The sequence below is a fragment of the Pantoea sp. SGAir0430 genome (assembly GCF_043549295.1).
Map to the genome: position 1 here is coordinate 1,509,878 of NZ_CP039427.1, position 14,546 is coordinate 1,524,423.

Here is a 14,546-nt window from a genome sequence, read left to right on the forward strand (position 1 = left end):
GGCTCAGGCCTTCCGGCTCTGCGCAACGCCCAGTTCGCGCAGGTGTTCGACAAACACGGAAGGCCGCTCTTTATCAAACATCAGCCATACCTGCTGACGCGCGCGCGTGATGGCCACGTAGGCCAGGCGCCGCTCTTCAGCATGCGGAAAATCCTCCGGCTGCGGTAGCAGTCCCTCTTCCATGATCGACTCGCGCGCCTGCGCCGGGAAGCCGTCACGCCCTTCGTGCAGCCCCAGCACGATGACAAAATCCGCCTGCTGACCTTTACTGGCGTGGATGGTCATGAAGTCGATACGCAGTTTCGGCCAGCGGGTTTTGGCTTTATCCAGCATGGCCGGACGCAGATGATGGTAACGCGCCAGCAGCAGTACGCGCTCGTCAGGCTTCGCGTAACCGCTCAGCTTGTCGAGCAGCGCTTCCAGTTGCTCCTGCGGCAGCAGCGTAATGGATTTCTTGTTCCCTTTGCTCAGGCTGTTGAGCGGCTTGCGCAGCTGATGCGGATTCTGCTGCACAAAGCGGTTGGCAATGTCACCGATGCGATCGTTGAAGCGGTAGGTGGTATCCAGCACGCAGCGGTCGCCTTCGCCAAAATAGTGATGAAACGCGGTGGTCAGGCTCATCTCCGCGCCGCTAAAGCGGTAGATCGCCTGCCAGTCATCGCCGACCGCAAATAAACTGGTGCGCTTATTTTGCTGACGCAGCGCGCTGAGCAGCGCCGCCCGCTGCGGGGAAATATCCTGGAATTCATCCACCAGAATGTGCTTCCACGGGCTGATAAAGCGGCCCTTCTCCAGCACAGCGATTGCCTGGTGGATCAGCCCGGAGAAATCCACCGCGCCCTCGGCTTTCAGTGCGCTTTTCCATGCTTTCAGCAGCGGTGCCATCAGCCTGACGCGCTTCGTGAAATTGTCGCGCAGCGGTTCCGGCACATCGGCAATCATCGCCGCCTGCGCGCCGCCGTGCATGCGCATCAGGCCGAGCCAGCGCTCCAGCCGCACGGCAAGACGCTGCGCCAGTTTGTCATCCTGCCAGAACGGACCTTCCGGCACGTCCCACGCCAGCTCTTCCTGCAACCACTGTCGCCAGCCGCTGGCCTGCGCCTTTTTGCTGTTGCACTGCTCGCGCCAGTTTTCGATCAGCAACTGACGTCGCGCGCTGCTGTCACTTTCCAGCCGGCTAATGACCGGCTGCTTATTGCTGCCTTCACGAATGATGTGCAGCGCCAGCGCGTGGAACGTACGCGCCTGAATCGCGCTCTCACCCAGCCGCGTCTGGATCCGATCGTTCATCTCTTCCGCCGCCTGGCGACCAAAAGCCAGCAGCAGGATTTGCTCCGGCTGCGCCAGTTTGCGCTGTAACAGCCAGCCGGCGCGCGCCACCAGCACCGAGGTTTTACCGCTGCCCGCGCCGGCCAGCACCAGCAGCGCGTCTTCACCGTTGACCACCGCCTCACACTGCGATGGATTGAGCGGCGTGGTTTCAACGGTGGAGAAGAAGGCGTGATTATCGCTGATCACCCGCGCGCTCCATTCACGGTTGCGCTGCCGAATCGCGCTCTCGCCCTGCTCGAGCCACTGCTGGCAAAAGCGCCACAGCGTGCGGCAGTTATCAAACTCCTCCAGCCGTGCCAGCGGCAGCGGTAAGGCGGAAAACTGGCGCGTGATGGTCTCTTTTACCGCAGCCAGCTCGCTGCGCTTCAGCCAGCGATCCTGGCTTGTAAATGCGACGATCTCCTGCTGCAGCGCGCTCAGCACCTGCGCGCTGATTTCGCTCATTTCGAGGCTCCACTGCTGCCACGCCTGCTGCAGGTAATGATAAAAACGCTGGGTTTCCTGCCACTCGGTGCCGTGTAACCGCACCACTTTCTCTTCCGGTAATAAGAACTCCAGCTCGCCCCACACCAGGCCGCGTTTACAGGTGATACCGATCAGCTGATTAAACGGGATCAGGTATTCGTGACGATCGCCGCTGACTTCCACACCGGCAGCCAGCAATCGCACCCGGTTATAGGGATGCTGTGCCAGCCGTTTACCCATGGATGTTGCTTTTAGTTCCATCTCCGCACCGTCATGTGGAATTCAATTATCGCGCAGTTTACCTGTCAGACCCTTAGCGCTCCAGCCTTAAAACACGTTAAACTGGGCGACACATATTGCGGATTGCAAAAGGAAAATCGCGTTATGCGCACCGTGCTTAATATTCTGAATTTTGTTCTTGGCGGCTTTATCACCACCCTCGGCTGGCTGCTGGCCACACTAATCAGCATCGTGCTGATCTTTACCCTGCCGCTGACCCGCTCCTGCTGGGAGATTACCAAACTGTCCCTGCTGCCGTTTGGCAACGAAGCGGTTCACGTTGACGTGCTGCGCCCGGAGAGCAAAAACCACGTGCTGAACGCCGGCGGCACCTTCCTCAACCTGTTCTGGCTGATTTTCTTTGGCTGGTGGCTGTGCCTGATGCACATCTCGACCGGCATCCTGCAGTGTCTGAGCATCATCGGTATTCCGACCGGCATTGCCCACTTCAAAATCGCCGCTATCGCGCTGTGGCCGGTAGGTCGTCGCGTGGTGTCAGTGGAAGAAGCGCAGGCGGCGCGTGAAGCCAACGCGCGGCGCCGCTACTGAGGCTGAAGATGATGCCTGACGCTTTGCCCGGCTGGCGCCGTTATCTGTTCAACAGCAGCCTGCGCTACCTGCTGCGCATCTTCTTCGCGCTGGCCGGCTGTGCCGCCGTTCCCTGGTGGCTGCAGCAGATTGAGTGGACCATTCCGCTAACGCTCGGCGTGGTGGCGGCGGCGCTGGCCGATCTTGACGATCGCTGGACCGGCCGCGTGCGCAACCTGCTCATCACGCTGGTGTGCTTCTGCATTGCCTCGGTCTCGGTCGAGCTGCTGTTTCCGCACCCGTGGCTATTTGCTATCGGTCTGGCGCTCTCCAGCTGGGGATTTATTCTGCTGGGCGCGCTGGGGCAGCGCTACGCCACCATTGCGTTTGGTGCCCTGCTGATCGCGGTGTACACCATGCTGGGCATTGGCCTGTTTCCGCAGTGGTGGATGCAGCCGGCGCTGCTGCTGATTGGCGCGCTGTGGTACAACCTGCTGACCTTTATCGGCCACCTGATGTTTCCGGTGCGCCCGGTGCAGGAGCAGCTGGCCGCCAGCTTTTCCCAGCTGGCGCGCTATCTGGAAGCCAAGGCCAATCTGTTTGATCCCGACGGCGGTGAGCAGGATGACGCGGCGCTGATCGCCACCGCGATGGTCAATAGTCAGCTGGTGGCGCAGCTCAACCTGACGAAAACCACCATTCAGAGCCGTTTACGCGGCGACCGCGGCTCGCGCAGCACGCGGCGCAGCCTGCATTACTATTTTGTGGCGCAGGATATTCACGAGCGCGCCAGCTCGTCGCATCTGCAATATCACCTGCTGCGCGATGACTGGCGCTACAACGAGGTGCTGTTTCGCTTTCAGCGACTGCTGAACATGCAGGCGCAGGCCTGTCGCCAGCTGGCAGAGAATATCGTGCTGCGCCAGCCGTGGCACCACGATAGCCATTTTGCGCGCAGCTTTGAACGGCTGGAGACCGCCCTGCAGCGCCTGCAACATAACGATCCGCAGGCGACGCACATTCGTCCGCTGTTCTGGTTGCTGCGCAATTTACGCGCCATTGATGCGCAGCTGGCGTCGATCGAATCAGAGCAGCGGCTGGCAGAACCGCTGACGCAGAGCGATCACCATCTGTCGCGCGAAGGCTTGAGTGGCTGGGCGGATATCCGTCTGCGCCTCAGTCGCCATCTGAGTCCGACCTCAGCGTTGTTCCGCCACGCGGTGCGCATGTCGCTGGTGCTGTGCGTGGGGTACGCCTTCATTCAGCTTACCGGCCTGCATCGCGGCTACTGGATCCTGCTGACCAGCCTGTTTGTCTGCCAGCCTAACTACAACGCCACACGACGGCGGCTGGCGCTGCGCATTGGCGGAACCCTGGCCGGTATTGCGATTGGCCTGCCGGTGCTGTGGCTGGTGCCCTCTATCGAGGGCCAGTTGGTTTTGATTGTGCTGAGCGGCGTGCTGTTTTTTGCCTTCCGCCAGATTCAGTATGCGCAGGCGACGCTGTTCATCACCCTGCTGGTGCTGCTGTGCTTCAATCTGCTGGGTGAAGGCTTTGATGTCGCCCTGCCGCGCGTGGTGGATACCTTGCTCGGCTGTGGCCTGGCCTGGCTGGCGGTGGCGTTTGTCTGGCCTGACTGGCGTTTCCGTCAGCTGACGACGGTTGCCGATCGCACGCTGAATGCCAACTGTCGTTATCTTGACGCCATCCTGGAACAGTATCATCAGGGTAAAGATAACCGTCTCGCCTACCGTGTGGCGCGCCGTGACGCGCATAACGCCGATGCGGAACTGGCGTCCGTGGTGTCCAATATCAGCGGCGAACTGAAGCAACAGCCGCCGCTGCGCGAGAATGCGTTCCGTCTGATGTGCCTCAATCACTCGTTTCTCAGCTACATCTCGGCGCTGGGCGCGCACCGGGAGCGGCTGACGCAGGGCGAACTGCTGACGCTTTTAGATGACGCGGTATGCTTCGTCGAGGATGTGCTGCAGATCGATCGCGTCAGCGAAGCGCAGGCGGAAACGATGCAGCAGACACTGATGCAGCGCCTGAGCGCGCTGAAAACCAGTGAGGAGGCGCAGGCACCGCTGGTGTTGCAGCAGTTGGGGCTGCTGGTTGCGCTGCTGCCGGAAATTGCCCGCCTGCGCCGTACCCTCGCCGCCGCTTAAGGCAACAGGCGCTCCGCCGCGGCGTGCTGGCGGAGCGTTTCCTGATACCAGGCGCTCAACTCTTCACGTACCGCCGCCGGCAAAGCGGCCTGGTGATGGCCGGAAATGGCGCCTTCCAGCGCCAGCAGCGTTTTCAGGCCGATATCTTTATTCACCGCCCGCAACTTCAGCCAGCTCTGACGCGAGCCCATCTCATACAGCAAGCGAACAGAATTGATCCCGACTTTGTGCAGCATCAGCTCCATACGCAGGCTGAGATTGGGCAGATCTTTCAGCCTGAGCAAGACAAGTCTGTTTGCCGCCTCGGCGCGCGCCGCAGACAGCGAACTGGCCGATAAGCGCAGCAGCTGATCGGCGTCCTGCCAGAGCTGTTTATCCACTTTGTAGTAGCTGAGCGTCACCGGCATGCCGCGCTTGCGGTATATCAACGGTTCCAGCGGGCGCTGTGCGGCATAGTGCTGTAGCGCCTCGCTGGCGCGCAGATAGAGCGCATCCTCATTGATGTAAGCAAACACCACCTTTTCGACCGCCAGCGCGTAACCACCAAACTGGGTGCGCGATTCAATTTTTCCCAATGCCGCTAACTGGGCTTTGGACTGCTCAACCACCGGATTATTTTTCTTCATAACGTCCCCTTTTTCTCATTCCTTGCGCGGGAAATTTCCTATAAAAAGCTCAGAGATTCATCTGGTTAGAAGATAGAAAAAACGATTTAGCTGTTCAATGAATAAAAGCGGCAACGCGCGGATCTTGTGCGGAATTTGCGAGGCATTTTCAGAAATTGAGGTTGATCTTTATCCAGGAACTCATTACTGTATATTCATACAGTTCATTACTGAGTGATTAAAATATGCGTACTCAATACTCTGGCCCTGCTGATCGTGCTCACCGTTTCGCTGCGACGGGCTTAACGCAACCTTCTCTGGGTGGTATTACTGAACTGCGTTATAGCGAGCAGCCCGGCATCATGCCGCTGCTTTTACTGCCGGTCCTCAAGCAGCTGAGCACCCAGTCACGCTGGCAACTGTGGCTGACGCCAGCGCACAAACTGAACCGCAGCTGGATGCAGCAGTCAGGATTACCGCTGGAAAAGAGTATGCATATCACGGAATCCGAGCGTTTAAGCACGGTTGAGAGCATGGTGAAAGCGTTGCGCACCGGCAACTACAGCGTGGTACTCGCCTGGATTCCTTATGAATTGAGCAATGAAGAGCGCCTGGAACTTGAGCAGGCAGCCGCCGAAGGCGAAGCGCTGGGATTGATTATGCGTCCTCAGGGGCGGGATCTTGCTCTGTCCAGACAGCCAAACAGCGCAAAAATTCCCTCTGATTTGTTTCATTAAGTAAAACTAAGATTTTTCTCACGCTATTTTTTCACAAAGTTGCGGCTAAGCCACTGATTCTTTTCCCGCCAGCTATGACAATGGCTTAGCCGCATTTTTCTTTTCTGGTAGCGAAAATTTTGCCATGTCATTTGTTAAAATGTGTGTATAAATCCCTGTTTTTTTATCCGCTGACGTCACATCATACTTGTAAGTTTCCAATCTCGTTGTAGACTTTACCTCGCCAGGGTGCTCAATAACCTCCGTTTTTTCGGTAGAGTCATAAGCGAGCGTTTAGACCCGGCGAAGGATTACAACCAAGAGCAACCTTTTTGCTCATTGCCTATTTGGATGATAACGAGGCGCAAAATGAAAAAGACAGCTATCGCAATTGCAGTGGCACTGGCTGGCTTCGCTACCGTAGCGCAGGCCGCTCCTAAAGATGACACCTGGTACACCGGTGCTAAACTGGGCTGGTCTCAGTATCACGATACTGGTTACTACGGTAACGGTTACGAAAACAACGACGGTCCAACTCACGAATCTCAGCTGGGCGCAGGTGCTTTCCTGGGCTACCAGGCTAACCCATACCTGGGCTTCGAGCTGGGCTACGACTGGCTGGGCCGTATGCCGAACAAAGGCAACGAAGTTAACGGCGCATTCAAAGCACAGGGCGTACAGCTGGCAGCTAAACTGAGCTACCCAATTGCTGACGATCTGGACGTGTACACCCGTCTGGGTGGCATGGTTTGGCGTGCAGACTCAACTCAGGCTAACGTAGCTGACGGCACTCGCATCAGCAACCACGACACCGGCGTTTCTCCGCTGGCTGCTGTTGGTGTTGAATACGCACTGACCAAAAACTGGGCGACTCGCCTGGACTACCAGTGGGTTAATAACATCGGTGACGCAGGTACCGTTGGTGCGCGTCCAGACAACAGCATGCTGAGCGTCGGCGTTTCTTACCGTTTCGGTCAGGACGAAGCTGCTGCACCAGTTGTTGCTCCAGCGCCAGCTCCGGCTCCGGTTGTTGAAACCAAGCGTTTCACTCTGAAGTCTGACGTGCTGTTCACCTTCAACAAATCTACCCTGAAGCCAGAAGGCCAGCAGGCTCTGGATCAGCTGTACAGCCAGCTGAGCTCAATGGATCCGAAAGACGGTTCTGTTGTGGTTCTGGGCTTCACCGACCGCATCGGTTCAGACCAGTACAACCAGAAACTGTCTGAGAAACGTGCTCAGTCTGTTGTCGACTACCTGGTATCTAAAGGTATCCCGGCTAACAAGATCTCTGCACGTGGCATGGGTGAATCTAACCCAGTTACTGGCAACACCTGTGACAGCGTGAAAGGCCGCAATGCCCTGATCGACTGCCTGGCGCCAGACCGTCGCGTTGAAATCGACGTGAAAGGTATCAAAGACGTTGTAACTCAGCCACAGGCTTAAGTTATCGCGCAATAAAAAACCCCGCTTCGGCGGGGTTTTTTTGGCTTTTTATCACACGCAATTTTTTGCTATTCGTTATCCGCGCCGCCTTTACCCAGAATCGCCTGCAGATCCTGCTTCAGCGTTGACATCTGACTGGCATACTTCTCTTTGCGTTCTGCATCTTCGATCAGCTGAACAATGGTCTCTGACAGGGTGCTGTTACGACGCTGCGCCAGACCGGCCAGACGCTGCCACACCAGATACTCCAGATCGATCGATTTTTTCCGCGTGTGCTGATGCTCTGCGTTGAAATGACGTTTGCGCCGCGCGCGTATGGTCTGTTTCAGACGGTTTTCCAGCTCCGGATGGATATGCTTTGCGATCCAGTCACCGACCTCAACCGGGTTATTCTCCATCGCCAGCAACGTCTCTACCGCCGCCTGCGCAGCGCTCAGCTCAATATGCCGGGTGATCAGCTCACCTTCCCGATGCTTTTTCACCAGGTATTTCCACTTCCATCCACTTTCAAGATTTTCGAGTTGCTGGTATTTCATCGGAATCTCATCGTGATCACGTAACAAACTAAGAATAACAGCTTTTTTCCCGGATGCAGCAAGGAAAAACATGTTGCGACCATCACAGTTCAGGCCGGAAGTGCGCCGTGCTTAACCGGGTTGAATCCTGTATAATCGCGCTTTTCCTGAACCAGACTAATGCGAATATTTTGACCAGCACTCAACTTACGTGGCAAGCCCTGCAGCCGGATAGCTCACGCTACCAATCACTTTTCTCAACCGTCTCTCTGGAAGATAGCGATACGCTTGCCGCGGTTCAGCCGCGTCTGCTGAATGCGCTGGCGCATTTACATCATCAAACGCTGGGCTTTCCGCTGCTGCTGTTACGCAGCCAGGAAAACAGTGACTATCTGGCGTGGATTGCCGAAGCAGCGCAGCGCTTTCAGCCTGACGAGGACGCGCTGTACGGCGGTGATTACCATGTGATGGGCGACAACGTCAGCCTGCAACCGCCTGTCGATGCCAGCCGTCCCTTCACCAGCACCGGCGGCGTGCATTACGCCGACTGGATTGAGTCCGAGCAGCTGTTTGGCTGCGTGCGTCAGTATAAAGATCGCGTACAGCTGGAGCCCGGTCTGCTGCATCAGGCTAACGGTGGCACGCTGATTCTGTCGATCAATACCCTGCTGGCGCAGCCGCTGCTGTGGCTACGCCTGCGCAAAGTGATCGAGCTGGGTCGCTTCGACTGGTACTCACCGGACGAGCGTCGTCCCCTGCCGGTGACCATTCCCCCGCTGCCGCTGCAGCTGCGTCTGATTTTATGTGGCGATCGCGAGGCGCTGGCCAGCTTCCAGGAGCTGGACGTTGAAGTGCACGAAATGGCGCTCTACAGCGAGTTCGAAGAGAATCTCCAGCTGGTTGATGAGGAGGACATGGCCAACTGGTGCCGCTGGACGCTATGTCAGGCGGAGCTGGCCGGTCTGACGCCACCCGAAGCTGATTTCTGGCCGCTGCTGATCCAGGAAGCGGTGCGTCTGACCGGCGATCAGGACACGCTGCCGCTGTGCCCGCGCTGGCTGCGCCGTCAGCTGCAGGAAGCCGCGCTGCACGGTGAGACACTGAATGGCGAGGCGCTGAAAGAGGCGCTGGAAGCACGCCAGTGGCGCGAAAGTTTCCTCGCCGACCGGATGCGCGATGAGATCCTGCTGAATCAGATCATGATCGAAACGGAAGGCGAAGTGGTCGGTCAGATCAACGGCCTGTCGGTGATTGAATTCCCTGGTCATCCACGTCCGTGGGGCGAGCCATCACGCATCACCTGTGTTGTGCACCCGGGCGATGGCGAATTTACCGACGTGGAGCGCAAAGCGGAGCTTGGCGGCAACATCCACGCCAAAGGCATGATGATCATGCAGGCATATCTGATTTCGGAGCTGGAGCTGGAACAGCAGCTGCCCTTCTCGGCATCGCTGGTGTTTGAACAGTCTTACTCCGAAGTCGACGGTGACAGCGCCTCGCTGGCCGAGCTGTGTGTGCTGATCAGCGCGCTGGCAAACCAGCCGCTGAACCAGCAGATTGCCGTTACCGGTTCGGTGGACCAGTTTGGTAACGTGCAGCCGGTGGGTGGCCTGAATGAGAAAATCGAAGGCTTCTTCCACATCTGCCAGTCGCGTGAGCTGACCGGCAAACAAGGCGTCATTCTGCCTGCCAGCAACGTGCGCCATCTCAGCCTCAGCGACGACGTGGTAGAAGCGGTGCAGCAGGGCCAGTTCCATATCTGGGCGATTGAGCGCGTTGACGAAGCGCTGCCGCTGTTAACCGGTATTGCCTGGCAGAGCGAAAGCGGCGACTCGCTGCTGAGCACCATTCAGGAGCGCATTACTCAGCTCAATCAGCAGGAAAACCGACCGCGGCCCTGGCCATTACGCTGGCTCAACTGGTTCAACCACAGCTGATTACATTGCCCAGCGTACAACTGTTCGCTAATATTCGGGCTTCACTAAAAGAAGGCATATTGAGAACATGGTAGATAAACGCGAATCCTATAGCAAAGAAGACCTGATTGCCTCTGGTCGCGGCGAACTGTTTGGCGAGAATGGCCCACCGCTTCCGTCTGACAACATGTTGATGATGGACCGCGTGGTCAAAATGACCGAAGACGGCGGCAAATTCGATAAAGGTTATGTGGAAGCCGAACTGGATATCCGCCCTGACCTGTGGTTCTTTGATTGTCACTTTAAAGGCGATCCGGTGATGCCAGGCTGTCTGGGTCTGGATGCTATGTGGCAGCTGGTTGGCTTCTATCTCGGCTGGCTGGGTGCGGAAGGTAAAGGCCGTGCGCTGGGTGTGGGTGAAGTGAAATTCACCGGCCAGGTTCTGCCGACGGCGAAGCTGGTTACTTACAAAATTCACTTCAAACGCGTCATCAACCGCAAGCTGGTGATGGGCGTGGCCGATGGCGAAGTGTTCGTCGACGGTAACCTGATTTACACCGCGACTGACCTGAAAGTGGGCCTGTTTAAAGACACTTCAGCGTTCTGACCCGCCAACAAAAACCTCCGCACGCAGCGGAGGTTTTTTTCCTGTTTACAGACATCCGACGGTGCCTAAGCCACCGCCGACCTGTCCTCCATGGCTTGTCGCCAACCTCCCAACCAGTGAGACCGGGCATCGATCATTTGATAAGGGCATATCTCTTTTGAGCGGCCGGTAATGCCTGCCTGATATCCTCGTGAATGTGCTCGTTCCAGGCGGTCTCTCTTCTGTCTCTTCATACCTCGTTTCCCTCATTTCAGGTCTGGTGGAATCTGGTGGAAAGAAAGAGTGGTGAATTAATGTTCAACCACAGTAATGTTCTAACCTGTGGTGGGTGAAAGGTCAATGCGCAAAATTCACGCCAATGTCATCAATTTGCCGTGAAATCGACACAAATCCCTCAGTGCCGCCGCCATATCTGGCTGATTCCGCAATAAAAAAGTCCCTGATTTGCGCGCCGTCACATAACGGCAAATCAGGGACTTAGCATAAGCATCGAACAAATCCTAATTTAGCGTCACCACGCTGTTAGCAATTTGCTGTGCCGTTTGCTGCCAGCCGAGCGCCAGCGTGCGCACCAGTGCATCGTAGCCATCTTCGGTCTGCGGCAGCGTCAGATTAAAGCCATGTTTGATAAGCCGGCCTTGATGTTGTAACAGCCATTCACCGCTTATTACCACCTTGCCGTCATAACGGCCGTGGAAGCCGGTGACGTGCACGCTGAGCGTATCGTGCGTGTCACCCAGCGGCTGACTGGCCACCAGCCGGCCGGGCAACGCCTGGCCCAGATTGGTGACCAGCGTCTGCTGCAGCTGCTGGTCGAGCGGACTGGCCCACAGATTATTGGCGGCAATCACGTACTTTACGTCGCTGGTTTGATACACCAGCCCGTTGCCGGCGAGATAGTCCGGTACGCTCACCTGCTCAACCCAAATCATTGGCTGGCTGGCGGAGGCGTCACTGCTGACGCGCGCCATATTGCTGCCCGCAGGCAGCTGGTAATAAGTGGTGTCGATGGTGCTGCTGCAGGCCGCCAGCAGCAGCATAGCACCGATAATCAGCCCTTTTTTCACTGTTTCGCCCTCTTTGGCTGCGGATCCTGACCCGGTTTGGCTTCGAATACCAGCGCGTTGCTCTTGCTGTTGAGCGTTTTCAGCACCGGCTGCAATTCGCGCAGCACCTGGTCAAGGCGCTGCATATCGCCCACCAGTTTGTTATAGGCTGGCGATCCTGGCTGCAGCCCCTTCATGCTGCGATTAAGCTCGCGCAGGGTTTGCTGCATATCGGCCGGCAGCGTTTTCATCGCCGGGTTGGCGGTGATCTGATTGAGGTTATCCAGCGTTTTCTGCAGCTGCTGCAGGGTGCGCTGGCTCTCTTTCAGCGTGCCGGTGGCCTGGTTGATCATCGGGTTGAGCGGCAGCGCGTTGATCTTATCCAGCGCCGCCATCAGTTTCTGCTGAATCTGGCTCAGACCGCCGCTTACGGTCGGAATCACTTCCAGCCCCGCCACTTCGTTCGGTCCTTTGTAAGCCGGTGCATTGTCATAGAAGTCAAGATCGACAAACAGCGCACCGGACAGCAGGTTGCCGGTTTTCAGCGTGGCGCGCAGGCCGCGTTTCTTACCATCCTGCAGATGCTGTTCAAGATTGAAGTCGCCACCCAGACGGCTGATAAAGCGGTCCGGCTCGATGCGGATCAGCACCGGCACGCGGTAATCGGTGTTCAGCGCCTGATTCACGCCCGGGATCATGTAAGGCACCTGAGCCACGGTACCAAGACGAATGCCGCGGAACTCTACCGGAGCGCCGACCTGCAGACCACGAATCGAGTCGCTGAAGAACATCAGGAAATCCGTGTGCTTGGTGTACAGCGAATCCTGAATGCTGCGCTGGTCGTCATACAGGTGGTAGTCGTCCTGATTTTTGGCCAGCTCGCCGAGTTCCCAGCCGTCCGGCACGTCAAAGCTCACACCACCGCTAAACAGGGTCGTCAGCGAGCCCATTTCGACGCGCATGCCGGAAGCGGACATATCCACCGCAATGCCGCTGTCTTTCCAGAAGCGCACGTTGGTGGTAATCAGGCGATCGTAAGGCGCGGCGATGAACAGCTGATAGGTCATCATGCGCTTGTCGGTATCAAAGGTGCTGGTTTCCACCGTGCCGACGCGATAGCCGCGGAACAGCACCGGATCGCCCGGATTAAGCTGGCCGGCTTTTTTGCTGTCAAGGATGACGCGAATACCTTTGGCATCCGGCGGTGCCAGCGGCGGTGCGTCGAGCAACTGATAATGCTCTGGCTTATCCCCTTTGGCGCCCGGCTGCAGTTCAATGTAGGCGCCGGAGAGCAGCGTACCGAGGCCCGTCACCCCTTCCCGGCCAATCTGCGGCTTCACCACCCAAAACACGCTGTCTTTATGCAGCAGTTTTTCCATGCCGGCATTCAGGCGCGCGGTGATCTCCACATGGTGCAGATCGTCCGTCAGCACCGCGCTTTCGACGGTGCCCACGTCGACGCTGCGGCTTTTAATAGTGGTTTTACCGGCCACAATGCCTTCGGCGTTTTCGGTGATCAGCGTGACCTGCGGTCCCTGATGGCTGAAGTGATAAAACAGAATCCATCCGCCGATTAACAGCGTGACGATAGGTACGATCCACACCGGCGACCAGCGTTTAATCTGGTCGACGTTAGCAATGCCGTGTTGGTTGTCCGTCAAGACGCGGCTCCTTACGTTCAGTTTCCTGTAGGCGATCCCAAATCAGGCGCGGATCAAACGTCATGGCGGCGAACATAGTCAGGATCACCACCAGCGCAAACAATAGCGCGCCTGGCGCAGGGTAAACACTCATCAGCTGGCCCATGCGCACCAGCGCAGAAAGCACAGCGATCACAAACACATCAATCATTGACCAGCGGCCAACAAACTCCACCACCTCATAAATCAGGTGCATCTTCTCGCTGTCGCGCCGGCCGCGGCCGCTGGCGTGCCAGCACAGCCAGCCAATCGCCACCATCTTCAGCGAAGGCACCATAATACTGGCGATAAAAATCACCAGCGCGACCGGCCAGGAGCCATCGCTCCACAGCAAAATGACGCCGGCCATAATGTTGGACGGATACTGCGAGCCGAGCGTTTCGGTCACCATGATCGGCATAATATTCGACGGGATATACAGCATCACCGAGGTGATCAGCAGCGCCAGCGTCCACTGCAGGCTGTGCTGCCTGCGCGGCGCAGCGCTCACGCCGCAGCGCGGACAGGTTTTCTGCGCGGCCGGCAGAATCGCGGTGCAGCACGGACAGCTGCGCAACCCCTGCTTCAGTCCGCTGATGCCCGCCTGCGGCGTTTGCGCCAGCGGCGGCAGCGGATCGATGCGCTGCCAGACCCAGCGGCGATCGACGCACTGAAACGCACGCAGCTGCAGCAGACAAAACAGGCACCACGGCCAGAAGCTGCTGCCAAGGCCAATTTCACCATAGGCCATCAGTTTGACGAAGCTGACCAGCACGCCGGCCATGAAAATTTCCGCCATACCCCAGCTGCGCAATTGAAACAGAATGCGTGCCAGCCCGAGTCGCAGGCTGTGCGGCAGGCGCACCGGATTGACCAGCAGCAGAATGGCGATCATGCAGAAAGCCGGAATGCCCTGCACAAACAGCAGGAACAACGTGGCGAGGCTGCGATAATCCTCGCGATCCATCACCTGCGGAATGGCCATCAGCGAGATCTGGCTGCTGAGACCGGCCACATGCATGCTGATAAACGGAAACAGATTGGCCAGCAACAGCATAAACAGCGCCGCCAGCGCATAGCCGGTGGGACGTTTACGCGGTTCGTGCCAGTTAGCCACCAGCGTGGTGTGACAGCGCGGACAGCGCGCACGGCTGCCCACCGGTACGGCGGGCAGTTTTACGGTTAAATCACACTGCGGACAGAGCATCCAGTGCTGCGTCTGATGCGTGGCACACATGCTGACTCCC

At 57.6% G+C, this 14,546-nt stretch carries 13 protein-coding genes; 6 read left to right on the plus strand and 7 right to left on the minus strand.

Annotated elements, in window-relative coordinates:
* Window positions 1-3 precede the first annotated feature (3 nt).
* Window positions 4-2,058: a DNA helicase IV gene (gene helD, locus E7738_RS07370; protein WP_150360648.1), complete on the minus strand. Its 2,055-nt coding sequence runs from the start codon at window positions 2,056-2,058 to the stop codon at window positions 4-6.
* Window positions 2,059-2,181: 123 nt separating this feature from the next.
* Here helD and E7738_RS07375 point away from each other — a divergent pair, with 123 nt between their 5' ends.
* Window positions 2,182-2,625 (plus strand): YccF domain-containing protein, encoded by a 444-nt coding sequence (locus tag E7738_RS07375; RefSeq protein WP_058780794.1) that lies wholly within the window; start codon window positions 2,182-2,184, stop codon window positions 2,623-2,625.
* Window positions 2,626-2,633: 8 nt separating this feature from the next.
* A complete protein-coding gene (gene yccS, locus E7738_RS07380; RefSeq protein WP_264239579.1) occupies window positions 2,634-4,772 on the plus strand; it encodes a YccS family putative transporter in 2,139 nt (712 codons plus the stop codon).
* Here the strand turns inward: yccS and E7738_RS07385 are convergent.
* A complete protein-coding gene (locus E7738_RS07385) occupies window positions 4,769-5,398 on the minus strand; it encodes a TfoX/Sxy family DNA transformation protein (RefSeq protein ID WP_058759726.1) in 630 nt (209 codons plus the stop codon). The two genes, yccS and E7738_RS07385, sit on opposite strands and share 4 nt — an antisense overlap.
* A 224-nt stretch (window positions 5,399-5,622) precedes the next feature.
* Here E7738_RS07385 and sulA point away from each other — a divergent pair, with 224 nt between their 5' ends.
* Together sulA and ompA are read left to right on the plus strand one after the other, a co-directional pair.
* Complete coding sequence (gene sulA / locus E7738_RS07390) at window positions 5,623-6,114, plus strand: SOS-induced cell division inhibitor SulA (protein WP_031279848.1); 492 nt, start codon at window positions 5,623-5,625, stop codon at window positions 6,112-6,114.
* 348 nt (window positions 6,115-6,462) lie between these two features.
* Entirely contained in the window at window positions 6,463-7,536 is a 1,074-nt protein-coding gene (gene ompA / locus E7738_RS07395; RefSeq protein WP_058769572.1) for a porin OmpA, read from the plus strand.
* A 68-nt stretch (window positions 7,537-7,604) separates the two neighbouring features.
* On the opposite strand, the gene matP is transcribed toward ompA, so the two are convergent.
* Window positions 7,605-8,072, minus strand: a complete 468-nt coding sequence (gene matP / locus E7738_RS07400) for a macrodomain Ter protein MatP (RefSeq protein WP_021508308.1) — start codon at window positions 8,070-8,072, stop codon at window positions 7,605-7,607.
* A gap of 53 nt (window positions 8,073-8,125) precedes the next feature.
* Between matP and E7738_RS07405 the strand changes: the two genes are divergently transcribed.
* Together E7738_RS07405 and fabA are read left to right on the plus strand one after the other, a co-directional pair.
* Window positions 8,126-9,988 carry an AAA family ATPase gene (locus E7738_RS07405; protein WP_394516245.1) on the plus strand — a complete coding sequence of 621 codons (1,863 nt, stop codon included), beginning with the start codon at window positions 8,126-8,128 and terminating at the stop codon, window positions 9,986-9,988.
* Window positions 9,989-10,055: 67 nt separating this feature from the next.
* Window positions 10,056-10,574, plus strand: coding sequence for a bifunctional 3-hydroxydecanoyl-ACP dehydratase/trans-2-decenoyl-ACP isomerase (gene fabA / locus E7738_RS07410; RefSeq protein ID WP_010616565.1), 519 nt, complete (start codon window positions 10,056-10,058; stop codon window positions 10,572-10,574).
* A gap of 65 nt (window positions 10,575-10,639) precedes the next feature.
* Here fabA and rmf read toward each other — a convergent pair whose 3' ends face one another.
* The 4 genes from rmf to pqiA all read right to left on the minus strand — a co-directional run bounded on the left by rmf (window position 10,640) and on the right by pqiA (window position 14,536).
* The gene (rmf, locus tag E7738_RS07415) at window positions 10,640-10,807 is read right to left on the minus strand and encodes a ribosome modulation factor (protein WP_013508548.1); all 168 of its coding nucleotides are present in this window, start codon (window positions 10,805-10,807) and stop codon (window positions 10,640-10,642) included.
* Window positions 10,808-11,074: 267 nt separating this feature from the next.
* Window positions 11,075-11,641 (minus strand): membrane integrity-associated transporter subunit PqiC, encoded by a 567-nt coding sequence (gene pqiC / locus E7738_RS07420; protein WP_394516246.1) that lies wholly within the window; start codon window positions 11,639-11,641, stop codon window positions 11,075-11,077.
* Window positions 11,638-13,281: an intermembrane transport protein PqiB gene (gene pqiB, locus E7738_RS07425; protein ID WP_021508311.1), complete on the minus strand. Its 1,644-nt coding sequence runs from the start codon at window positions 13,279-13,281 to the stop codon at window positions 11,638-11,640. Before pqiB ends, pqiC begins: the two co-directional genes overlap by 4 nt.
* Window positions 13,253-14,536, minus strand: a complete 1,284-nt coding sequence (gene pqiA / locus E7738_RS07430) for a membrane integrity-associated transporter subunit PqiA (RefSeq protein ID WP_059008936.1) — start codon at window positions 14,534-14,536, stop codon at window positions 13,253-13,255. Before pqiA ends, pqiB begins: the two co-directional genes overlap by 29 nt.
* Window positions 14,537-14,546: the final 10 nt, after the last annotated feature.

Excerpts from the sequence above, each read along its gene's own strand:
- E7738_RS07375 (WP_058780794.1), top strand. The coding sequence starts at position 2,182 with ATGCGCACCGTGCTTAATATTCTGAATTTTGTTCTTGGCGGCTTTATC.
- pqiA (WP_059008936.1), bottom strand. The coding sequence starts at position 14,536 with ATGTGTGCCACGCATCAGACGCAGCACTGGATGCTCTGTCCGCAGTGT.
- E7738_RS07385 (WP_058759726.1), bottom strand. The coding sequence starts at position 5,398 with ATGAAGAAAAATAATCCGGTGGTTGAGCAGTCCAAAGCCCAGTTAGCG.
- fabA (WP_010616565.1), top strand. The coding sequence starts at position 10,056 with ATGGTAGATAAACGCGAATCCTATAGCAAAGAAGACCTGATTGCCTCT.
- matP (WP_021508308.1), bottom strand. The coding sequence starts at position 8,072 with ATGAAATACCAGCAACTCGAAAATCTTGAAAGTGGATGGAAGTGGAAA.
- ompA (WP_058769572.1), top strand. The coding sequence starts at position 6,463 with ATGAAAAAGACAGCTATCGCAATTGCAGTGGCACTGGCTGGCTTCGCT.
- rmf (WP_013508548.1), bottom strand. The coding sequence starts at position 10,807 with ATGAAGAGACAGAAGAGAGACCGCCTGGAACGAGCACATTCACGAGGA.
- yccS (WP_264239579.1), top strand. The coding sequence starts at position 2,634 with ATGATGCCTGACGCTTTGCCCGGCTGGCGCCGTTATCTGTTCAACAGC.
- E7738_RS07405 (WP_394516245.1), top strand. The coding sequence starts at position 8,126 with ATGCAGCAAGGAAAAACATGTTGCGACCATCACAGTTCAGGCCGGAAG.
- sulA (WP_031279848.1), top strand. The coding sequence starts at position 5,623 with ATGCGTACTCAATACTCTGGCCCTGCTGATCGTGCTCACCGTTTCGCT.
- helD (WP_150360648.1), bottom strand. The coding sequence starts at position 2,058 with ATGGAACTAAAAGCAACATCCATGGGTAAACGGCTGGCACAGCATCCC.